The organism is Robertmurraya mesotrionivorans (assembly GCF_050971805.1).
Classification (GTDB): Bacteria; Bacillota; Bacilli; order Bacillales; family Cytobacillaceae; genus Robertmurraya_A.
The window spans coordinates 16,966-39,165 of sequence record NZ_JBPCCH010000016.1 but is presented as its reverse complement, the minus strand read 5'-3'; the positions used below and the strand labels follow the sequence as shown (position 1 = coordinate 39,165).

The window sequence follows — 22,200 nt, the reverse complement described above, 5'->3', positions numbered from 1 at the left end:
TTCCCTCTTATTTTTTAGTTTGGCTGGTTTCACTTTTAGTTTTAGCAGCTGGATCCGCCGCTCCTTGTTTCTCTGCATTTTCTTCTTGATTTTGAGAAGGCTGTTCTTCTGCAACTTGCTCTTCATCTAGTTTTTGCGAAGTGGAAGTAGTATCTTCTTTTCCTACATTCGCCTTTAAAATCCTTACTTTATCTGCATAGTTTTGAATATGTATGAGCTTTGGAGCGTCCTCCATGCTTACCTCAAGCGCAACACCAGCAAAATCATCCTCAGTCCCTTGTGCATAGGCAACAGGCACATCTCTCATGAAAACCTCTGTTTTTTGTTCTCCGTTATTGTCGGTGGAAACGATAATATCCACTCGATCAAGTGTCTCAATTACCTGATCAAACTGGACCTTCTCCGAAGGGTACATGGCAATTAGACGATTATTTTCATCCCTCAGCTCTGTAAATGGCTTCAACATATTCGAAGTAATAATTTCTCCTTCTGATAGAGGAACAACAGAAACATTATTGAGTATTTCATCCTTATCAGTTATATGTGCCTCGTTCACAAATTTATTCGGTATTTGCATTGTAGTGATTTGATTGCTTTTGATCATTGTTCTCACAGGTATACTACTATTCGCAATATATATCTTTGTCATTCCACCCAATTCTGCATTCAAATCCCTTACTTTATCTAAAACAAGGTATCCAGCTGATGCAGCTAACAGAAAGGCTAATAATAAAAATATGATGGCTCTTCTCTTTGACTCTAACATCCTGCTTCTTCTCTCCCACAGTAGTTGTATTTTTGTATAATAAAAGATTGAAAACCTTTTCCCTACTTTCTACCTCGTTTATCTGTAGAAAAGGTCATTATTAGAAAATTTTTCTTTTTTTCTACTATATATTTACTATCATGCGTTCACAATTTCGTCAAACCCACTTAGGGTATGTCGAATTTTGTCTGTAATTTTCTTCCTATAATTATCTCAAAACCAAGATTTTTACATAGTTATATATTCCTATAAAAAAATTACTATGATGATATTTTTTATCTAAAATATCAATGTGATTTTCCCATAAATTACAAATGTTAAATTTCATAGTTCTATTTACTCATTTTCAATGATTCTTTGTAATGAAACAAATTGGTTACTTGATAAATCGTTTGAATTAAGAGTAATATTTCACTTTGAGTTCATTTTTTCCCCTTTTTGACAGTATTCAAATTAGAAAATTGTTAGAAATGTATTTTCAAACTTATTAGAAACTAGTGCAAAAAGGGTATCTGTTAAATATGATTTGTGGGATATCTTAGAAGCTGTAAAGAATAATTATTAGAGAAGATAGAAGATATACAGTCTCGTGGATTATTCATCAAACCTGTCGCCATTCTGGAGAGCTCTTGGACAAACGGATATTTATACTGCGTCAATAGAAACTTCTATGCCTATATGATCGCAATATAGGAAAAGGTCTCCAACATTTTACCAAACTGATGAAAGACCTTTCTAACCATTAAAATTTTATTAGTATGCAAGCTATCAATAGGAAGGCTGTAAATCGGTTACACTACTTTTCCCAACACCCTCCCTACTGGGTATCACTTATTATTGTACTTGGTATCCATTTCTTCCTTTGTTAAATTAAAAGAGTCTTCTATCTGCTTGTATTTTTCATTGTAAAGTTGATCTTTTTCACTATATAATTGGCGATAAAAGTCATTTAACGCTCCATACACATCCTGATAAATAGAATCATTAATTTTTCCACTATGATTCAAGTCAATTAAAGCTTTTTCACTTATGTTTTTAAACGTCTGGAGGTTATCGACGGTTTCTTTATTTAAATCCATCAACCGTTGTTTATCCTCACTTAACTGGTCGATTGCTTTATCATTATTTTGTCTATACCAATCGACCCATAAGTTTAATGTATTTCTAGATTGTTCGAATTCGCGGTCCATATCCTGCTGGTTTTTCGCATCAATATAACGTCCTTCAGCACTTTCTGCGATTTCCTTAAGCTGGGCTTCATCTTCCCCGTTTACCGATAAACCTATGACATTAATAATTGGATTAATGTTAGAGTTTACTAGATTCTTAGCTTCTTCAGTAGGATTTCCATCACATGTTTCTTTACCATCCGATACTAGATATATGACGTTTGTTACATCATTTTCCTGGCTAAGCTTAGCCCCGGTTTGTTTTAAAGATTCCGCCATAGATGTCCAACCGCTTGGTGAAATGGTATTTAAAGCCGATTCAAATGAGTCTTGATTATAACTAGAAAGCGGATAGATATCTTCAATACTGCTGCAGGAAAGTTTTTTATCCTGGTCTGAACCTGTACCTTTATGGCCATACACAGTGAGAGAGACTTTAGCGTTTTCTGGAAGGTTAGAGGTGAAATCGCTTATGGATTCTTTCGCCATTTCCATTATGGTCTTTCCGCCCTGCACCTGTTTCATTGATCCAGATGCATCCAGAATGATAGCAATATTTATTTGCTCTTTCATTTCTCGGCCATTCAGCTTAATATTCGAATTTGATTCAACATCTTTAAGGTCAATTTTCCCTCTCGGTATAAATAAAGACATACCGGGCAGGTCAGGAAAATATGTCTCTGCAAAAAAACGTTTGATCTGGCTTCCTTTTTCCCCATCACTAAGAGTGGATTCTGCTATTGACAATAGGGTTTGCTGAACCAATTCCTTGTCGGTATCATTTGGCTCACTTTGTTTAATTTTTGCCCACCATATTCCTTTCGGGAAGCTCTCTGCTTCACTCAATGTAGAAGGATAAGAAAAATTTATTTCGGAATCTACTTTAAATGCTTCTGGCCATAGTTTAGTTTGTTCAACTTCTGCTATACTCTCTTTTGCTTCTGTTGTATCATTTGTTACTAACTCTGTCTTACTGTCCTGCGTAATAACAGAAGTTGTAGCTTTATTCTCGTCTGCCTTACTACAACCACCGATGATGAGTATCAGCCCTAACAAAAATACTAAATACTTCTTTCTCAAAAAATCACCCATTTCTAAAATATCTTCTTTTATTTTATAACTGTTTCCAGTAGAATCTTCCAATAAAATCCAAGTAGGTATGAGAAAACAGGATAATATTCCCATCAATTTAAATTACTACTTTAATTACTCATTCTCCCGGTATGATATTGGATTAATACCTTCGTTTAGAGTGGCCATTAGTTTTATGCAAATAAGTTTTTACACAACTATTTCCCAAATGCTTAGCTTAAAACTTGCAGTACAATTTATGTTAAAATAAATGGATGTCGATAACAGGAAAAATACTTATACATACGTGGAAATCCAATCAGTGCAGTTTGGGAGTGGAATAAATCATGAACAAAAAAGATGTAGCAAACATACGAAAACAATTCAAAATAAATAATGATCTACTCAAAATCCTCGACATTTTCAATGTCTATATTATGAAGGATTCTAGTGATATCTATCATCACCAAAGTCAACCTTTCGGAATGCTTGACCAAGATCAACAAGAGCTCTTCATGAATAACTTTAAAAAATTACTTGCCGGCCAATTAGATGAAAAGCTCTTTGAATTAAAGTTTCAACGCAATGCTGAGAATAACAGTCAGCTCATTTTGCATCAAGGATTATTAAGCAGTGATGTGGAGGACTGGAAGGAGCAAATGCTGAAGATTATAGGCAAAATGCTCCTAAACAAACAATATGAAAAGGATCTGGTTGTCACATTCATTCGCGCAGAATATTTAAAGCCAACGAAACGCCGAAATGATGAGGCAGAGGAAAGTGAACGCGATACCGTTTACTCCCACCCTTTTATTCTATGTAGTATCAATAACACACAAGAGCCGAAAAAAGAGCTGCTTTTTGACTATGTGGAGAGAGAGTTTAAATACCATTTTGTTGTGGATCCCATCATTAACCTGAACGCTCCAATTGCAGGCTTTTTATTTCCTTGCTTTACCGATAACGCAGCCGATGTGAACCATATTCTCTATTCAGCAGGAAAAGTGCATGAACCTGATTATCAATTCATAGAGGACGTGTTAAATGGCGAAGAGATCATGACTGCACAAGATGATAAAATCGTTTTTGAAGAAATTATTAAAGATGTCACAGGAGATCAGTTAAATACATCCACTCTCGCTAATGTGTACGAAGAGATTAATCGTATGATCGTCGAAAATGAAGAGGAAGAGCAACCGAAATTAGATACAAAAGACGTGGAACGAGTTTTAACGATGAGCGGCATTGAAGATATAAACACGGAAAAGGTAGAAGCAGCCTTCCAAAAAATCATAGATGATGACAAATATGAGATCAAAGCAAGTAATATCTTGCCGAAGTTTAATTCAAAATCTATTAAAATCAGCACAAAAATCGCTAATATTTCGATTAGTCCACAAGATTTACGTTACGTCAAACAAGTTCACCTTGCGGGTAAACGGTACCTTATGATTGAAGTGGAAGAAGATACGGTGATTGAAGGATTCACCATGATTCCAGAGGCTTTTGGCGGGAGCTCAAACGAATAATTTTTTATGGTTGAGACAGGGAAAAAGTAGCTTCACACTATATATAAAGTTTCTTTTTGAGGTTCTATACAGTTAAACAACATAGAAAATGGCGGGTATTGTTTTCATTTATAGCTCGCCATTTTTTTATTTATGCTAATTAATAATCAAAATAAGGAATAAGTTTTTTCCCTACCAACAAAAGCACCAGGTGTGATAAGAAACTAGTTGATTATCTGATTACAAGGGTTATTCAGACTGCACTTGATGGGAATTACACCTGGAAGTCCGAATACAGACGTTATTCAGACAAATCTTATTAGAAACCGCCTTTGAGAGCCCGAATACAGACGTTATTCAGACTAAGCTTGTTAGAAACCGCCTTTGAGAGTCCGAATACAGACGTTATTCAGACTAAGCTTGTTTGAAACCGCCTTTGAAAGTCCGAATACAGAGGTTATTTAGACAAATCTTGTTTGAAACCGCCTTTGAGAGTCCGAATACAGAGGTTATTTAGACAAATCTTGTTTGAAACCGCCTTTGAGAGTCCGAATAATTCTACAAAACCATCATTGAAACATAGGCACCCAAGCCGGTTTCCGTATAATATCAATATTTTTTTGCTGAAGATTTTCAGTAACTTTATCGTGGGAAATCTTTACACCCTATTCTCCCACGTCCTAATCGTACGAAAGCGTGGATGTTCAGAAAGAACGGATTCTCTCAATCGTTTGACTACAGGATGTTTTGAGGAAAAGAATTCATCATTTGAGTCGTAAAGCTCAACCAATTCTCCTTTTTCGAGAACGCCAATTTTATCCGATATAGAAAAAGCAGCTTTAATATCATGTGTGATAAAAAGATAAGATAAGCCGTAGTCATCCTTTAATTCGCTTAATAGCTGTAAAATCAAGCTCTGTGTGACCATGTCTAAACTACTTACTGATTCGTCAAGAACAATTAACTTCGGTTTCAGAGCTATGGCTCTAGCAATATTAATTCTTTGCAATTGACCACCGCTAAATTGGTGCGGATATTTTTTTAGATCCTTCTCATTTAAACCTACTCTTTCAAGTAGCTCAATCACCGTTCTTCTTTGTTCTTCCACAGTAAGTTTTTCATAATTCTTTAATGGCTCACTTATAATAGATTCAGCTGTCATGCGAGGATTAACGGATGAATAGGAGTCTTGAAAAACCACTTGAAGATTGCGACGTAGTTTCTGTCGAGTTTGTTTGTCCGCGTTGTAAATATCATGTCCTTGAAACAAAACCTGACCTTGCTGTGGACGTTGAATTCCAAGAATGACTTTCCCTAAAGTACTCTTACCGGCTCCACTTGTACCAATTAATCCTAAACATGTTCCTTCTTGAATATCAAAGGAAATATCCTTTAGAACTTTTGGTTGATCCTTGCCTTTAAAAAGCTTCTTTGAATGAAAGCTCAGATTTACTTGCTTTACCTGTAATAGGCTCATTGGTTTCACCTCTTGGAATTTAAATCAGTATTCACAACATATAAGTATAAGGTTGTTTTTCAGAATATAAGGTCGGTCTTGTCCTTAATAGCTTCTTCGTGTATTCATGTTGTGGATTATCAAATACTTCTAACACATTTGCCGATTCTACTATCTTCCCATGTTGCATCACGATTACATGATCAGCCATTTCCGAAATCACTCCAAGATCATGAGAAATGAGTAAGATAGCTGTTCCGTATTCCGAGCGAATTTTATCTAGTAGACGAAGAACTAACACTTGGCTGTGGAGATCAAGTGCTGTAGTGGGCTCATCAGCAATAATAACTGATGGCTGTAAGCATGCAGCCATGGCAATCATCACTCTTTGAAGCATTCCCCCACTTAAGTGAAAAGGGTAGTATTTTAATAATTTATCTGGCTCTGGCAAATTCACACTTTCCATTACTTCAATGGCAAGCTCCTTTGCTTGCTTGTTAGTTAGCGAAGTATGAGAGCGAATCGTTTCTATAAACTGTTGACCAATCGTAAAAACGGGAGTAAATGCATTCATTGGATTTTGCATAATAAACGCAATATCTTTCCCTCTTATTTTCCGCATCTCCTTGTTACTTAAACCATTCAATTCCCTGTCGTGTAGTGTAATACTCCCCGTAATGTCCATGTTCTTTCGATCGTGCAGCTGTAAAATAGACATACTTGTAACGGTTTTTCCACTACCGCTCTCCCCAACAAGACCAAGGACTTCCCCTTTTTTTATTCCAAAATTAATATCCTGGACAAGTGTGGAAGAACCTTCTTTCGTTCTTACTTTCACTTGTAAGTCTCGTACATTTAAAATGTTTCGCTCTATTGTTTCCATTCTTCAACAGTCCTTTGTTATTAGCGACGTTTAACTCCAAAACGTTCTGATAGTGATTCTCCTAATAAGTTAAAGGTAACAACGACTAGCATAATCATTAAACCCGGGTATAGCATTAAAGCAGGATTTGTTCTGATATATGATTTCCCTTCATGAATCATCGCTCCCCACTCTGGTGTTGGGGGCTGAACCCCTAACCCTAAAAAGGACATGGAGGATAAATTCATAATTGCCCAACCCATTTCTAATGTTCCCATTACCGCTAGTGAGGGAATCACGTTGGGGATAATATGATTTTTTAAGATGGTCCATGTAGAAGAACCGCTGATTTTAGCTGCCGTAATATAATTCTGTTCTTTCAAGCTTAAAACCATTCCTCGAATGACCCTAGCGTAGTAAACCCATTGTACGAGGATTAATCCTAAGACGACTTGTTTTAGACCTGCTCCCCAAATACCCACAAAACCAATAACAAACAAAAGGCTTGGAATCGCCATTAGGCCATCACCGAGTCTCATTAACATTTGATCCACCCAACCACCTTTGTACCCTGCTATGATACCAATAATAAGCCCGATACTTAAAGCTGAAATAAAAATGAGCATGGCGTATCCGAGAGAGATACGGGCACCATATAGGATACGTGATAACGTACATCGTCCTAAATGATCGGTTCCTAATGGATACTCTAATGAAGGTTTCTGTAGCTTGTCTGCTAAATTAACAGCAATAGGGTCATTAGGTGCAAGCCATGGAGCAAAAATCGTAATAAAAAACAACAAACACAATATAAAAGAACAAATAACAATCACTTTATGACCTTTTAATTTAGTACGTAACTTTGCAATCATTGAAACTGCCTTCCTTTTCTAGAAATACGTGGGTCAATATACATTTGGATAAGGTCGACAATCAAGTTGCTTATCAGGAATAATCCCGCTGCTAATAACACATAGGCTTGAATAACAGGAACATCACGGTTAAAAATCGCTTCAAGGAAATACCGTCCAAATCCTGGCCATGAAAAGACTGCCTCTACTATGATAGCCCCAGTCAATAAATTCCCTAAGTTCATTCCAAGTCCCGTAATCATTGGAGAAATGGAAATTCTTAACACATGTTTTCCCATGATGACCATCTCATGAAGCCCTCTGGTTCTTGCAAAAAGCACATAAGATTCCTGTAAATTCTCTATGATGCTAGCACGTAACAGTCGAGTATACAAAGCGATTAAAGGGAATGCCAAAGTGACTGAAGGTAGTATTAAATGCCTCCACGTTCCCGTACCTTCTACAGGGAAAAGGTCCAATTTCACAGAAAAGAAAAAAATAAATAAATATCCAAGCCAAAAAGATGGGATGGATGCTCCAATAAAAGAGAGGAATCGACTAAAATGGTCGATCCCACTGTTTTTCTTTATACCTGCAAAAAAGCCTATAGGCACACTTACTAATATAGCTATCAACAGACTACCGATCGTTAGCTGGATCGTTGCTGGAATTCGAGCGGAAATTTCTTCCCATACAGGTTTATTCGTAACATAAGATGTACCAAAATCAAACTGGCATATCTTAATAACGGTATTCACATATTGAATTAAAAGAGGTTGATCTAAGCCAAACTCATGCCTTTTTTGTTCTAACGCCTCATCCGTTGCTTGGATATGTGCAGCAGCAAAATAGGCCTCTGCAGGATCCACCGGTGATAGATTAATCATCCCAAACGTTATGAAAGTAGCTATGAGAAAAATGGGAATGATAGTGATGATTCGTTTAAAGACATAAGTAGCCATAAATACCTCCTCCTGATGTTTACTCTTTTACACTAACTCCTGTAAATGGATGTTCATCTCTGTTAGCAGGGAATGTAAAGTTAGAAATATCCTTTTTATATATTGCTATTTTCTTAATATACGAAATAGGTAGGATTGCCCCCTGCTCTTGTAAAGAACCTAAGATTTCTGAATATAGTTGTTGACGCTCAGCTTCATCTGTTGTTTGTGTGACTTTAGAAATTTTGCTAATTATCTCATCTTTGTTAGGATAAGCGGAAATGGCTTCATTAAATCCAAATCCTTCTGTCGCAACGACATTTACGAAAGAATGTGGGTCATATGGAGCACCATAGTTACTGAAGAAGTTCATTTCAAACTCATTCGCTTTGAACCTTTCTACTTGAGTAGTAAGCTCCACTCCTACAATATTTAATTTTACGCCTATTCCTGCCCATTCCGATTGTAATGTTTCAGCCATTGTCTTTTGAATAGATTCAGCTGAGTTATACATTAACTCGACTTCTAGTGGTTTTCCATCTTTTTCACGAACCGTTTTACCTTTTGGCAACTTCCAGCCCGCTTCATCTAATAATTGCTGTGCTTTTTCTACATTATATTTTACTGTAGTAACATCAATATCAGAAGTATAAGGGAGGTTTGTTGGTAAGATATAGTCTGCCTTCTCTTCTAATCCGGAGGTAACTCCCTCAACCAAAGCCGCTTTATCAAATCCATAATGTAATGCTTGACGAACACGTTCGTCAGATAGCTGTTCTTTGGTTGTATTCATGACGAGCTGTCTAGTAGCTACTGGTTCAGAAATGCTCGTCCCATAAGAACCTGTTGATTCTAATTGATTAAACGAATCGATACTGATTACGCCCTCACCATACACAAGGTCTAATTCACCTTTTTCGAAAGCAAGTACACGTGTTTCCGCATCAGGAATGACTTTTACTGTAATCTTCTCTACATTTGGAATTTCTCCCCAATAATCTTCGTTACGTGTAAAGACAGCGTATTCGTCCACTTTATATTCATCGAGCACCCATGGACCTGTCCCCACTGGCTTTTCTACACCTTTAGACGTGTCCCCATCTTGAGGGAAACCAGCTTCTCCAAGGAAACGTACAGGACGTACAACTGCTAACTCCTGGATAGTAGGATAATAGGGTTCCGTTAGCGTTAATTTAAACGTATATTCATCGATAACCTCTGTTTGAGCAATCTTTGAAATAAATCCTAACCAACTATGAAAATCTACATTTTTAAGTATAGCATCAAAGTTCTTTTTCACAATCTCTGCATTAAAACTTGTACCATCTGAAAATTTTACATCTTGACGTAAATGGAATAAATATTCCTTCCCGTCCGTAGAAATATCCCAAGACTCTGCTAAATGTGGTTGTAGCTCTCCTCCATCCCCAAAGCTTACTAAAGGCTCATATACCATCGATGTAGAAAATAATTGTGATGGATTATACATATGCGGATTCAATTCACCGATATCTCTAGGCCATGCAAAAGTAAGTGTATTATCACTCTTACCTGTAGTTTCCTCATTATTTTCTGCTGATTCATTTGAACAACCAATTAAAGCTATAGATAAAATAAGAATAATTATAGACATAATTAGAACGGGTTTTTTTGACATAATACTTCCTCCTCCTAAGCTGATAATGATAACTATTATCAATAGTAGAGTTGGAGCATATAATTGTCAATACAATTTCAAATTGTCACAAAGTATTCAATATATCCATCTTCGTTGTAGTGTTTTTTAATACCAACTAGAAAGAGGCTTCCCAACTAAGAGAGGCCTCATAAAAGTTACTATATTAAGATTTGGTATAACAGATTTAAAGTTGAACTTGATTACGAGAGTAATAGATGGCCATATTGATTTCGCATACGGTTTTTGACGTATTTTCATAGACTTGACAGTTATCCGTTGTAAAGGAAACAGAATCTCCATTATTAATAGTAAATGATTCTTCCTCACCGATTTTTACAGTTAGCCTTCCGGTATGGACAGTAATAGACTTCACTGTACCAGCTCCACTTCGTTCAGAAAAATGCATACACCCAGGTAACAAACGAATTCTATATATTTCAACGGGAATACCAGGTGATGAAAAGGTATTGTAAACTTCGAATAAGTCATCATCATCTGTAAAGAAAGGTTGTTCATCTACTTTTTTGATTTTAACCGAAGGATTGGTTGTTAAGAAAGAAGCAAAGGGAATCTGTAGTCCTGCTGCAATTTTCCAAAGAGTTGAAACAGTGGGGTTAGAGCTGCCACGCTCAATTTGTCCGATCATTGGTTTACTAACACCTGTTAACTCAGCCAAATCTTCTAATGTCAAATGACGTTGCTGACGGAAATAACGCAACTGTTCACCAATTTGGACAGATAAAGAGTTTTTATCCATGTTTAATTTTACTCCTTCATTTCTGTATACCATATACACAGGATGTTATTATATATTCTTATCGCAAGTCAGAAAATTGTCAATACACCGAATATTAGTTAAAGGTATTTATTTAATTTTTCTAAATATTTTAAAAAAACCATTGCACAACCTGGCTGTTATATTGTACTATTTAAAACAATATATTATATGCCGAATTAATTTTACTTTTGATCAACTAACAGACTATTAATAGAAGGAAGCGACCACCATGTATTATACATTTGCACCCCAAACCAAAAACTTTGAATCTTCTGCAGTAAGAGACATCCTTAAGGTGACTCAACAAGGACACGTCATCTCATTTGCTGGGGGATTACCAGCAGAAGATATCTTCCCTCTTGAACAAGTGAAAATTGCCTATGAGAAAGTATTTGCTTCAGGAAATTCTTCTTTGCAATATGGTTTAACAGAAGGATTTATTCCGCTTAGGGAAGCAATTAAAGCAAAGATGGAGGATAGAGGAATTTCATCTACTGTTGATAATATTCTTGTAACAACAGGATCTCAGCAAGCCATTGACTTGTTTTCACGAATTATGCTGACTCCCGGAGATATTATTCTTACAGAGGATCCAACCTACCTAGCAGCTCTGCAGGTTTTCAGGTCTTACGGGGCAAATGTCATTTCCGTATCCAGTGATGAACACGGGATGTTACCAGAAGACTTAAAGGAGAAAATGGAAACGTTGAATCCTAAATTTGTTTATATCATTCCTACCTTTGCTAATCCGGATGGGAAGGTCTGGAGCGATGATAGACGTCGAAAGCTTCTAAGCCTTTGCAAAGAGAATAATGTGCTTGTTTTAGAGGACGATCCATATGGGGATATTCAATTTCATCCAGAGGAACAGTATAACCCTGTGGCTTCCTATGATTACGAACATACCCACGTTATTTATACTAGTACATTTTCAAAGTCCGTGGTTCCTGCATTAAGAACAGGGTGGGTAACGGGACCATCGGAAGTAATCCATATGATGGTTCAAGCGAAGCAAATGAATGATTTACATTCCAGTTCGATCGACCAGCAAGCTCTCTATTATTTATTGCGTGATTTTAACCTTACTTCTCATATTGAGGTCATAAGAAGTGTCTATTATGAACGGATGACAATCATGAGAGATTATTTAAATAAATTAGGACCTGATTTATTCAAATGGAAGGAACCAAAAGGCGGTATGTTTATTTGGGTGGAAGGCAATAAAGAATTAAACACAACCGCTCTATTACACCAAGCAGTCGAAAAAGGAGTTGCCTTTGTACCAGGCGCACCATTCTACGTGAATGAACCAAAGAACAACACATTCAGACTAAACTTTAGCCATTCAACCCCTGAAACCATTGAACTCGGGATGGATCGGTTAATAAGTGTTTTACTGAAGCCTGAGGTAGTAAAATAATCTAAAAATAACCACTTCCTACCTTGATAGGAAGTGGTTATTGCTTTTGTTATCTGAAGCAGGGACGGCTCTTCTGCCTTATAGTTTAGGTCTAAATGAAGAAAAGGACCGTCCCACGTCTTCTTATTTCATTAAGTTATCTAGAATAATTGTGATATTCCATTCCATCATTTTAATATAGGTATCTCCATCTTCATCCGGTTTCCCTAGAGAGTCTGTAAATAGTTTTCCACCAATCGGCACCCCGGTTTCTGATGATACCATTTCCATGCTACGTGGGTCTATGCTGGTTTCCACAAATAATGTTGCAACCTCTCTTGATTTTATGATATCTACTATTTCCTTAACCTGTTGTGGTGTGCCTTGATTTTCCGAATTTATCTCCCAAATATATCCTGCTTCAAATCCATACGCGTCACTAAAATATTTAAAAGCTCCCTCACTTGTAACCAAAAAGCGTTTTTCTTTCGGGATTTTGTTAAAGCTCTCTACTGCATTTTGATGAAGCTTTTCTAATTTCTCAATATATTCTTTAGCATTTGTTTCATAAATATCAGCATGGTCTGGATCTACCTTAATCAGCGCATCTCTGACATTTTTTGCATACTTAATGCCGTTTCGGATATCAAGCCATGCATGCGGATCCTCTTCCCCTTCATTTCCTTTAGTTGTTAAATGTTTCGGTTCAACACCTTCACTCATTCGATAAACAGGTGCATCTTCACCATTTTTTCCTGCTGTAACCATCAGTTTTTCAAACCAGGAATTCCCCGCTTCAAGATTTAAACCATTGTAAAAAACAACATCTGCATCAGTGGTTTTTTGAACATCTAAAGGACGCGGATCAAATTCATGAGGGTTCGATCCAATTGGCGCTAAACTATGAATCTCAATTTGATCGCCACCTATGTTTTTTACAATATCGTAAAGAATGGAGTACGTCGTCACAACTTGTAATTTATCTGATTTACCGTCTCCCTCTTCTTTAGAAACTTTATTTCCACCGCATCCTGCTAAAATAACTATTGCAACAAAACTAGTAATAAATAATTTTATTAAGTGTTTCAAAATAACACTCCTCCTCTTTTCTGAAAGTTCCTTGATTAGACATTCTCTCTGCTTTTTGGTTAGGTCGAAAAGGATGCACGAGAACCGTGCCTGCTTCCTTAAAATGAAACATCCTGCTTTCTTTTATTTGCCTTTAGTAAACGCCATAGAATGCCTTGTTTTGGTGAAAAGGTAAAGGCGATTAAAAATAGAAAGGTTGAAACTAGAACAATCGTTGCCCCAGATGCAAGGTTGTATGTGAAGCTAAAGTATAGTCCCACAATGGAAGCAACTACTCCTAAACCAGCTGAAATGAAAATCATCACCGAAAGTCGATCGGTCAAAAGGTAAGCTGTTGCTGCTGGTGTAATCAGCATAGCCACTACAAGTACAATTCCTACCGTTTGTAAAGAGGCTACTGTTACCATTGTAAGTAACGTCATTAAAAAGTAATGAATAAGCTTGGTCGGCAATCCATACGCTTCTGCCATTGTTGGATCAAACGATGTAACAAGAAGCTCTTTGTAAAACAAATAAATGGATACAAGAACGAATATTCCAATTCCAAGTGTCGTCCACATATCCGAAGGCCGGACAGCTAATACATTTCCAAATAAAATGTGGTAAAGATCTGTGCTGCTCTTCATAAATGTGATAAGAATAATTCCTAATGCAAATGCGAAGGTAAACATAATTCCAATGGAGATATCATTTTTGATACGGCTATTTTGACTAATAAAACCAATACCCACTGCTGTTAATACTCCAGAAACAACCGCACCAACAAAGAAGTTAATTCCAAGCATGTAAGCAATTGCTACACCAGGAAGGACAGCATGGGAAATCGCATCTCCCATAAGTGCCATCCCTCTTAAAATAATGAAGCAGCCAATTACTCCACAAATAATCCCAACCATAGTCGAGGTCAGTAAAGCCTTTTGTAAAAATCCGTATTGGCTCACAGCATCTAAAAATAACATTTTTCTCTCTCCTCTCAGTCTCTCAAGACAAGCTATTTATCTCACTCCCTCCAGTCTTTCAAGAAATGAAAATTGTCCAGAATAAGCTTTGGCCAAAACCTCCGGTCGGAAAACATCCTCAATCTCCCCAAAACCGATCAGTTCTTTATTTAACAGAATAAGCTGGTCAAAATAATTACTTACTTTACTTAGATCATGATGAACGACAAGAATTGTTTTCCTGCTGTTTTGCAGTTCCTTCAAAATTGTAATAATTGTCTCCTCACTCGATGCGTCTATTCCTACAAAAGGTTCGTCAAGAAAGAATATTTCAGACTTTTGAGCAAGTGCCCTTGCTAAAAAAACCCGTTGCTGTTGGCCACCTGAAAGTTCCCCAATTTGACGATTTGCAAAGTTCTCCATACCGACTCTTTCAAGACATTGCATTGCCCACTCTTTTTCTTTTTTCTTTGGCTTTTTAAAAATCCCCATATTGGGATACGTTCCGATTAGGACCGTGTCTAAAACATTAATTGGAAAATCCCAATCGATATTGCTTCTTTGCGGAACATATGCTACAGATTTCCTTAATTCATTAAAGGATCTTCCATAAATTTGAACTTCACCATTATCTTTTGGAATTAGGTTTAATAATGCTTTTAATAAAGTTGATTTTCCGGCTCCATTCGGGCCTATTATCCCAACCATCTTCCCTTGTTCTATTGAAAAACTAACGTTTCTAACCGCTTCATTACCGTGATAGGATACAAACAAGCTTTTAACTGCGAGTGCATCACTCATTTAATCGCCTCCTACTGCTATTTTCATTAAGACAACCATCTTTCATACCTCTAACATTGTTTGCTTAGTGCAATTTTTAGAGCAAAAAAAACTGGATCATTCTTTCCCTATAATCACATTATATGCATCCGTTTAAAAAACTTTCCCTTGGGAAACATTTTAATCCCAAGTGAAATATCTGTCAATTAAATCTTTTATGAAATTTTAGTCATATATTCTTATGTCTAAAATCAAGTATTGAGGTATTATTTATCCGTTTTTTGTCAGATTGAAGAAGAAGTACCTAAGACGTAATAAATAAAAAAAAGCCTCCCACAAGTTTGGTCAACTTATAAGAAACTTCTTTGTTTGGGGCATTTTTCCCTACTACCCCAAATCGATTGGATCTTCCCGTTGCTTATCGGAGCCTTCAATAATAAAATCAAGTCCCTACCTTTTTGAAGGAAGAGGCTATTTGACGTTTTCCACTAAAGCACCCTATCGCTAAAAAACATACATAATTATCAAACAGATTGTATTTCATTCAATTATTTCTTCATGCTATTCCTTTTTATTTTTTTCAAACCAGCCGAACGCAACTTCCGCCTGAATGATTTCATTATTTGGTGAAACTAAATAAATAATAAAAGACCCACCCGGTGGAAAGATAAATTTCCCATCTTCATCACTAACTAAAGTACTTTGCGGGGGAACAATCCGCCTAAATGCCATTACCCCTCCTTTTGGGAATCCTTTAACAAATTCAGCATATGCGATTTTCACTTCGGGCTTTGGGAGTGGCGAAAGGGCTGTGTTTGCGGGTGTCACATTATTCGAAATCATAAGTTTGCTAGGAGGAATGGGATTAAACCAAATTTCAGCTTCAAAAGGTTGATTGGAATGATTCGTGATGGTAAACGCATTTACAAATAAATTGACATTGGATTTAAACGGATTAATTAAGCCTCCCCACGCATTTTTCCCTTTTCCGAAACGAATGTGATCTGTTTGTCCAACAAAATATCTCCCTTGTAAGGATTGATACAAGGGGTTAGGGATATTAACGGTTTTACTAAATTGGTTATTATTAAACAAGTAACTTCACTCCTTTCTATGGTTTATTTAAATTAATAGAGAATTCTTGGGCAAAAAAATTTAAACATTTCCCCCTCCGCCACTAGGCGTACAATTCACCGTACAATTGCCAGCATCATCACAGACAATATCACAATGAATGACTCGTAAACCCTCACCAAAACAGACTAGTGAGCAAAAAGGTCCTACACAAACTAATTGACAGTTGTCCGGTATGTCTCTTATAGGTATTACTTTTACCTTTGATAATGAACAGGGTTGTACGATTGGATTGAAAATTTGATTGGAACAACAGCACTTCTCTTTCTTTTTTTTCTTCTTTGACATTACCCCTTCACCTCCTTCATAACATGTTATTCATGAAGGAGGACAAGGGTATGGATGTTTAGCTCTATAACTCTAAGAAATTAAAAGAAACTAATCATGATTCTATTATTCTAGAAAAAAAAGAAACCGAATCCGGTCTCTTTTTTTCCCATTAATTAACTACTGCAGCCGCCTCCACAACTGGAGCAGCTAGAACCTCCTGAATCACCACCACCACTTGAATCGCCTGAATCACTGCTACAAGCAAAACCAGAACAAGATGATCCACCACTGAAATGTGTACCTTTTTGATACTCTTCAGGAACGACTTCGCTCATCTGCTCATGAAATTCATCTTCATCGTATATGGAATAATAGACAGCTGCCCCCGCTGCAACTGAATAAATGTGGGCGTTACTTGTTGATGAATATGGCGCAAACTCCTTAGAGTCAGTGTATTGCTGCTCAGCCTCATGAATCTCGTTTTTCATTTTGCTAATTAAATATCTTTTCACGTCCAACCAATCTTCATTTTTTCTAAAATATTTTGATAATAGCTCATCTTCACGTAATAAACGAAAATCATCTAAAATCTCACGCTTGATGGGGTTCTGTAAAAAGCTCCCCCAGATGGCTCTACTGTTCGTAGTCACTTCAAACAAACTAATATAGACCCAATCAAAAAAAGCTCGTTCCCCTGGAATCGGTGTGCTATCCATATTAGGTGTGTGATGCAGTGTATCTTTGTAAAAGTCCTTGGAAAACTTCTCGTAATCCCTTGTAAACATTAGCATTTCATGCCAAATTTCATCTACATGATGGCTAAACATCGGAACTGTTTTTAATAAACTATTCATCAAGAAATACCGCTTTAGTTCAAACATTCCCCAGTCAAACTCATGATCCTTCCATTTAGGATGATTCTGTAAGACCCGGTTTTTCACATTGTCCATATAAAAATTTGGTAAGGATTGATCGAGCTTTTTCACAATCGGGGTTCCTTCTTCTACCTGTACACCCAGTTGTTCTGGGATCGGGTCATTCCTTAATGATTTTTTCTTCCCGCTTGAAAACAATGTACTTCCTAGCAGAATGAAGAATCCGATCAAAATAAAACCAATAAAATATTCCATGGCCCTCTCCCCTTTCAAAATTATGTTTTTCACCTTATCTATACGATTTAATCATAGATAAGTTTCGTTCAATTTTCTAGAATTTAACAAACGTTTTCCTTGAGCAAAACTAAAAAAAATAGAAGCTTCTCACAAGTTAGTTAACTTACGAGAAACTTCCATTGCATTAGTAAAATGTTAGCATTTTAAAGTAAATAGTGTTGATTTTAAATTCTTACTTCCTTTTATGAATATTTCCCTTTAAAGAGAGAAAATATTGATCAGATTTTTTAGTTAGCCTGCTGTCGAAGTTTTTGGACATCATTTTTAGTGTACCAAATATATTTTCCTGTATAACCATAAATGATCGCTAGTAAAATGGAAACAAAACTTAACCACATAAATGGAACATAAGAAAAGGTAGCTACTCCTAAAATCCCTGCCATGAAAATCCCGTTGTCAGACCATGGAATCATCCCAGATGTTAGTGTACCACCGACTTCAGAATTTCGCGCTAATACTCTCCTATCAATATATAATTTATCATAGTTTTCTTCCATAATCTTAGGTGTTAAAATTAAAGATACGTACATAGCGCAACCAAATACATTCGCTAAAAAGGCTACAATTATTGTTGATATGGTCACATTACCTGCTGAAGTTAGCCTGTTCTGGAATTTAGATACTATTACTTTTAGTACTCCCAAATGTTCTAAAAGACCACCAAATCCTAATCCAAAAATAATAACGACGATTGATCCTAGCATCCCCTGGATCCCTCCACGGTTCAGAAGATCATCCATGAATTCAATGCCTGTATCTATTGAAAAACCATTGTAAGCAATACCAATAGCTACGGAAAAATCTACCTCTTGAAAGGCAGTTGCCCAAATAGTACCTAGGAAAGCTCCTGCAGCAATTGTTGGTATAGAAGGTTGTTTCAGTGCTAGCATTAGAATGACAAAAATAGCTGGAATGAGCATCCAGATTTGAATTGTAAAGTTTTCAAGTAATGCAGTCTTTAGAAATTCCACTTTTTCTAAATCTGTATTTTTCCCGCTATACATAAACCCTACTATAGTAAAAAGAATAGCAGTAATGATATATGCAGGGATATCTAAATATAACATGCCACGTACGTGTGCAATAACATCAACTTTCGACATTGATGCAGCGAGTACGGTACTGTCAGAAAGTGGAGAAAGTTTATCTCCAAAGTATGCACCTGAAAGAACAGCACCAGCTACAAGCGGCAGAGGGATACCCATTCCCTCTCCAATTGCCATCATTGCGATTCCTGCAGTCCCTACTGTTCCCCACGACGTACCTGTTGCCAAAGATGTGATCGAGCAAGTGACGAGTGTAGCTAATAAGAAAATACTCGGGTGGATAAACTCTAAACCGTAATAAATAAGTGTTGGTACGACTCCTCCTGCAATCCAAGTACCGATAAGGGCACCGACTACAATGAGAATTAAAATAGCCTCAAGACCATTTGAAATCCCATTTGTAATAGCTCCTTGCAATTGCTGGTATCTGTGTCCTAAGTGTAATCCAAGTAAAATAACAATGAACCACGATATCAATAGCGCTAGCTGTATCGGTAAATCAAATATAGTGGTAAATGAAAAAACAATGATTAAAAACAAACCCAATGTTATGATAATCTCTAACATTGATGGTAATCGTACATTCCTCACTCCTACTCCCCCTATCAACAATAAAGCTCTTTCGGAATTCTATATTTAAACGTTCATCTTTCTTTTAAAAGTCATCTCAAAATTAAGAGATACATAGGAAATGTTTAACAACGAATATCTTTTACTATCATACTATGGTTCCTAATAGGATGATTTTTATAATAGGAGCTATTACCTTTTAAGTTTTATTTATAAAAGTATAGTTTGTTACACGCGTTCGAAAAGGGCACTACCAGATATTCCAGGATTTGTCATTTCATAAGGATTTAATATTAAATCCAGCTCTTCCTCTGTCAACACTTCATATTGTAGGCAAAGCTCTCTAATCAATTTACCTTTTAGGATGGCCTCTCGAGCAATTCGCGATGCAACTTCATACCCTATGTGAGGATTTACAGCTGTAAGTAATCCCACACTTTTTTCAACATATTCTTTCATCCGGTCTTCATTTGCTTTTATACCTGTTAAACAAAAGTCTGTAAAGCTTCGAAATGCATTGTTCATGATGCTGATTGATTGCAGCAAGTTAAAAACCAACACAGGTTCCATCACGTTTAATTCAAGCTGCCCTGCTTCAGAGGCTAAGCAAATCGTATGGTCGTTTCCAATAACCTGAAAGGCAACTTGGTTAATAAGCTCTGGCATTACTGGGTTTACCTTTCCTGGCATGATGGAGGAACCAGGCTGACGTGATGGTAAGGTAATTTCTCCAAATCCCGCACGAGGTCCAGATGCCATTAATCGTAAGTCATTCGCTATTTTGGACATATTCATCATGCAGACCTTCAATGCTGCTGACACTTCTGTGTAAGCATCTGTATTTTGTGTTGCATCGACAAGGTGTTCAGCTCCTACAAGCTGTAAGCCACTAATATCTGAAAGGTGCTTTACAACATTTTTTATATACTTGGGGTCAGCATTTAACCCTGTCCCTACAGCCGTCGCCCCCATATTCACTTCGTAAAGATGCAGGCGTGTTTGTCCAATCCGTTTAATGTCACGTTCCAATACACGGCTGTAAGCTTCAAATTCTTGACCTAGGCGAATTGGTACAGCATCTTGAAGGTGAGTACGTCCCATTTTTATAATATGGTCAAATTGCTGAGCTTTTTTCTTAAAGGCATTTAACATGTCATTCATGGTATCCAGAAGCTTGTTCAGCATATTAAGTGTCGAGATATGGATGGCTGTCGGAAATACATCGTTTGTTGATTGCGACATATTCACATGACTATTAGGGCTTAATTTTCCATATTCTCCTTTATTATGGCCAAGTAACTCAAGCGCACGGTTTGCAATGACTTCATTTGCATTCATATTCATTGACGTACCGGCTCCACCTTGGATCGGGTCGACTATAAAATACTCGTGCCATTTTCCCTCTAGAATTTCATCTGTAGATTGAACAATTACATTACCAATTCCTTCATATAAACGCTTAATATCCATATTGGCAAGTGCTGCTGCTTTTTTAACCATTGCTAGTGCTTTTATCATTTCTGTATGAATTTTATAGCTAGTGATTGGAAAATTTTCTACAGCCCGTAACGTTTGTATTCCATAATAAACATTTGCAGGTATTTCCTTTTCTCCAAGAAAATCTTTCTCAATTCGGTATTCTTTCTTGTCTATCACCATTTCCTTTACACCCCTTGTAAGTTTTAAAATCTAAATCATCTGCAACTGGTGTTTCCATAACCATCTTCACCTTTTGCGGATCCCCTGTCTTGCCTAAAGCCCACATTAATTTTGGAACAATGGCTTCAGTATTCATATTCCTTGAACGAATAATGGTATTACGATCAACTTTTCTCCCTACTTCATAAATATCCATATCCTCTCCTTCTTCTAAACATTGAGTAGTAACGACAATAGATATTCCGTATTTAGTCAAGTCATTTAATTTTTCTACAATGTTTCTTCTGTCAAATGGAATACCACCGCTTCCAAAACTCTCAACTACAATCCCTTTACATAAATTCTTCAGAGAGTCAAAGAATTCCGGCTTCATGCCAGGATACAACTTTATTAATAAAACATCTGTACAAAGGGAAGTATCTAGCTTTATCTCTTTATTCTTTGACGTATCGATCGGTAAATTATAATGAATACACTCATTATATATAAAAGCCACATAAGGATAATTAATGCTTTCAATCGCATCATAGCTTTTTGTTCTTACTTTAATTGCTCTTGTCCCTTGAATAACTCTCCCATCAAAAACAACATATACTCCACCAATTTCTTCACAAGCAAACCGAAACGCATCAGAGATATTTCTTTTAGCATCTGTTTGCCGAAAGGAAATTGGGACTTGAGATCCTGTTATCACAATAGGTTTCCCACTATTTTGTAGCATATAAGATAGCGCAGCTGAAGTGTAAGCCATTGTATCTGTCCCATGTGTAATAACGAAGCCATCGTAATCATGGTAATGCTCATATATTGATATTGCTATTTTCGCCCAATTTTCTGGTTGCATATTTGTACTATCTATATTCATCAAAGGCTTACTATCAATCTGACAATGTAAATTTATTCCTGATAGATAACTTAAAAGTTCATCTCCCTTCATCTCAGGAGCTAATCCATTTTCTCCTTCTAATGAAGCGATCGTCCCACCTGTAGTAAGTAACAGCAACTTCTTCAAGATAATATCCCCTTTATAACTTTCATTTTCAGTAATAAAATAGCTCAATAA

Annotated in this window: 19 protein-coding genes; 2 read left to right on the top strand and 17 right to left on the bottom strand. The window is 36.6% G+C overall.

Going from position 1 to position 22,200, the window contains the following annotated elements; translation table 11 throughout:
* Window positions 1-7: 7 nt before the first annotated feature.
* Together ACRX5O_RS19340 and ACRX5O_RS19335 are read right to left on the bottom strand one after the other, a co-directional pair.
* A complete protein-coding gene (locus ACRX5O_RS19340; RefSeq protein ID WP_433907459.1) occupies window positions 8-766 on the bottom strand; it encodes a CpaB family protein in 759 nt (252 codons plus the stop codon).
* A gap of 827 nt (window positions 767-1,593) precedes the next feature.
* Window positions 1,594-3,120 (bottom strand): VWA domain-containing protein, encoded by a 1,527-nt coding sequence (locus tag ACRX5O_RS19335; RefSeq protein ID WP_433907495.1) that lies wholly within the window; start codon window positions 3,118-3,120, stop codon window positions 1,594-1,596.
* A 233-nt stretch (window positions 3,121-3,353) separates the two neighbouring features.
* Between ACRX5O_RS19335 and ACRX5O_RS19330 the strand changes: the two genes are divergently transcribed.
* Entirely contained in the window at window positions 3,354-4,535 is a 1,182-nt protein-coding gene (locus ACRX5O_RS19330) for a DUF4317 domain-containing protein (RefSeq protein ID WP_433907458.1), read from the top strand.
* A 637-nt stretch (window positions 4,536-5,172) separates the two neighbouring features.
* Here the strand turns inward: ACRX5O_RS19330 and nikE are convergent.
* The 6 genes from nikE to ACRX5O_RS19300 form a co-directional block, all read right to left on the bottom strand.
* Complete coding sequence (nikE, locus tag ACRX5O_RS19325) at window positions 5,173-5,991, bottom strand: nickel import ATP-binding protein NikE (protein WP_433907457.1); 819 nt, start codon at window positions 5,989-5,991, stop codon at window positions 5,173-5,175.
* A gap of 31 nt (window positions 5,992-6,022) precedes the next feature.
* Complete coding sequence (gene nikD, locus ACRX5O_RS19320) at window positions 6,023-6,853, bottom strand: nickel import ATP-binding protein NikD (protein ID WP_433907456.1); 831 nt, start codon at window positions 6,851-6,853, stop codon at window positions 6,023-6,025.
* Between the two features lie 20 nt (window positions 6,854-6,873).
* Window positions 6,874-7,704 carry a nickel ABC transporter permease subunit NikC gene (gene nikC, locus ACRX5O_RS19315; RefSeq protein WP_433907455.1) on the bottom strand — a complete coding sequence of 277 codons (831 nt, stop codon included), beginning with the start codon at window positions 7,702-7,704 and terminating at the stop codon, window positions 6,874-6,876.
* Window positions 7,701-8,645 (bottom strand): nickel ABC transporter permease subunit NikB, encoded by a 945-nt coding sequence (gene nikB / locus ACRX5O_RS19310; RefSeq protein WP_433907454.1) that lies wholly within the window; start codon window positions 8,643-8,645, stop codon window positions 7,701-7,703. The genes nikC and nikB overlap by 4 nt, the downstream gene beginning before the upstream one ends.
* Before the next feature lie 19 nt (window positions 8,646-8,664).
* Entirely contained in the window at window positions 8,665-10,281 is a 1,617-nt protein-coding gene (gene nikA, locus ACRX5O_RS19305) for a nickel ABC transporter substrate-binding protein (RefSeq protein WP_433907453.1), read from the bottom strand.
* A 205-nt stretch (window positions 10,282-10,486) separates the two neighbouring features.
* The gene (locus tag ACRX5O_RS19300; protein WP_433907452.1) at window positions 10,487-11,059 is read right to left on the bottom strand and encodes a helix-turn-helix domain-containing protein; all 573 of its coding nucleotides are present in this window, start codon (window positions 11,057-11,059) and stop codon (window positions 10,487-10,489) included.
* A 250-nt stretch (window positions 11,060-11,309) separates the two neighbouring features.
* Between ACRX5O_RS19300 and ACRX5O_RS19295 the strand changes: the two genes are divergently transcribed.
* Complete coding sequence (locus ACRX5O_RS19295; RefSeq protein WP_433907451.1) at window positions 11,310-12,500, top strand: aminotransferase-like domain-containing protein; 1,191 nt, start codon at window positions 11,310-11,312, stop codon at window positions 12,498-12,500.
* A gap of 123 nt (window positions 12,501-12,623) precedes the next feature.
* Here ACRX5O_RS19295 and ACRX5O_RS19290 read toward each other — a convergent pair whose 3' ends face one another.
* From ACRX5O_RS19290 to ACRX5O_RS19250, 9 genes are all read right to left on the bottom strand, one after another.
* Entirely contained in the window at window positions 12,624-13,568 is a 945-nt protein-coding gene (locus ACRX5O_RS19290) for a metal ABC transporter substrate-binding protein (protein WP_433907450.1), read from the bottom strand.
* Window positions 13,569-13,666: 98 nt separating this feature from the next.
* The gene (locus ACRX5O_RS19285; RefSeq protein WP_433907449.1) at window positions 13,667-14,527 is read right to left on the bottom strand and encodes a metal ABC transporter permease; all 861 of its coding nucleotides are present in this window, start codon (window positions 14,525-14,527) and stop codon (window positions 13,667-13,669) included.
* A 36-nt stretch (window positions 14,528-14,563) separates the two neighbouring features.
* Window positions 14,564-15,307 carry a metal ABC transporter ATP-binding protein gene (locus tag ACRX5O_RS19280; RefSeq protein ID WP_433907448.1) on the bottom strand — a complete coding sequence of 248 codons (744 nt, stop codon included), beginning with the start codon at window positions 15,305-15,307 and terminating at the stop codon, window positions 14,564-14,566.
* Between the two features lie 540 nt (window positions 15,308-15,847).
* A complete protein-coding gene (locus ACRX5O_RS19275) occupies window positions 15,848-16,381 on the bottom strand; it encodes a DUF6143 family protein (protein ID WP_433907447.1) in 534 nt (177 codons plus the stop codon).
* A gap of 60 nt (window positions 16,382-16,441) precedes the next feature.
* Window positions 16,442-16,708 carry a hypothetical protein gene (locus ACRX5O_RS19270; RefSeq protein WP_433907446.1) on the bottom strand — a complete coding sequence of 89 codons (267 nt, stop codon included), beginning with the start codon at window positions 16,706-16,708 and terminating at the stop codon, window positions 16,442-16,444.
* 155 nt (window positions 16,709-16,863) lie between these two features.
* Window positions 16,864-17,820, bottom strand: coding sequence for a UCP032817 domain-containing protein (locus ACRX5O_RS19265; protein ID WP_433907445.1), 957 nt, complete (start codon window positions 17,818-17,820; stop codon window positions 16,864-16,866).
* Between the two features lie 269 nt (window positions 17,821-18,089).
* Window positions 18,090-19,499 carry a Na+/H+ antiporter NhaC gene (gene nhaC / locus ACRX5O_RS19260; protein WP_433907444.1) on the bottom strand — a complete coding sequence of 470 codons (1,410 nt, stop codon included), beginning with the start codon at window positions 19,497-19,499 and terminating at the stop codon, window positions 18,090-18,092.
* Window positions 19,500-19,706: 207 nt separating this feature from the next.
* Window positions 19,707-21,137: an aspartate ammonia-lyase gene (aspA, locus tag ACRX5O_RS19255; RefSeq protein ID WP_433907443.1), complete on the bottom strand. Its 1,431-nt coding sequence runs from the start codon at window positions 21,135-21,137 to the stop codon at window positions 19,707-19,709.
* Window positions 21,106-22,149, bottom strand: coding sequence for an asparaginase (locus ACRX5O_RS19250; RefSeq protein ID WP_119710446.1), 1,044 nt, complete (start codon window positions 22,147-22,149; stop codon window positions 21,106-21,108). The genes aspA and ACRX5O_RS19250 overlap by 32 nt, the downstream gene beginning before the upstream one ends.
* Window positions 22,150-22,200: the final 51 nt, after the last annotated feature.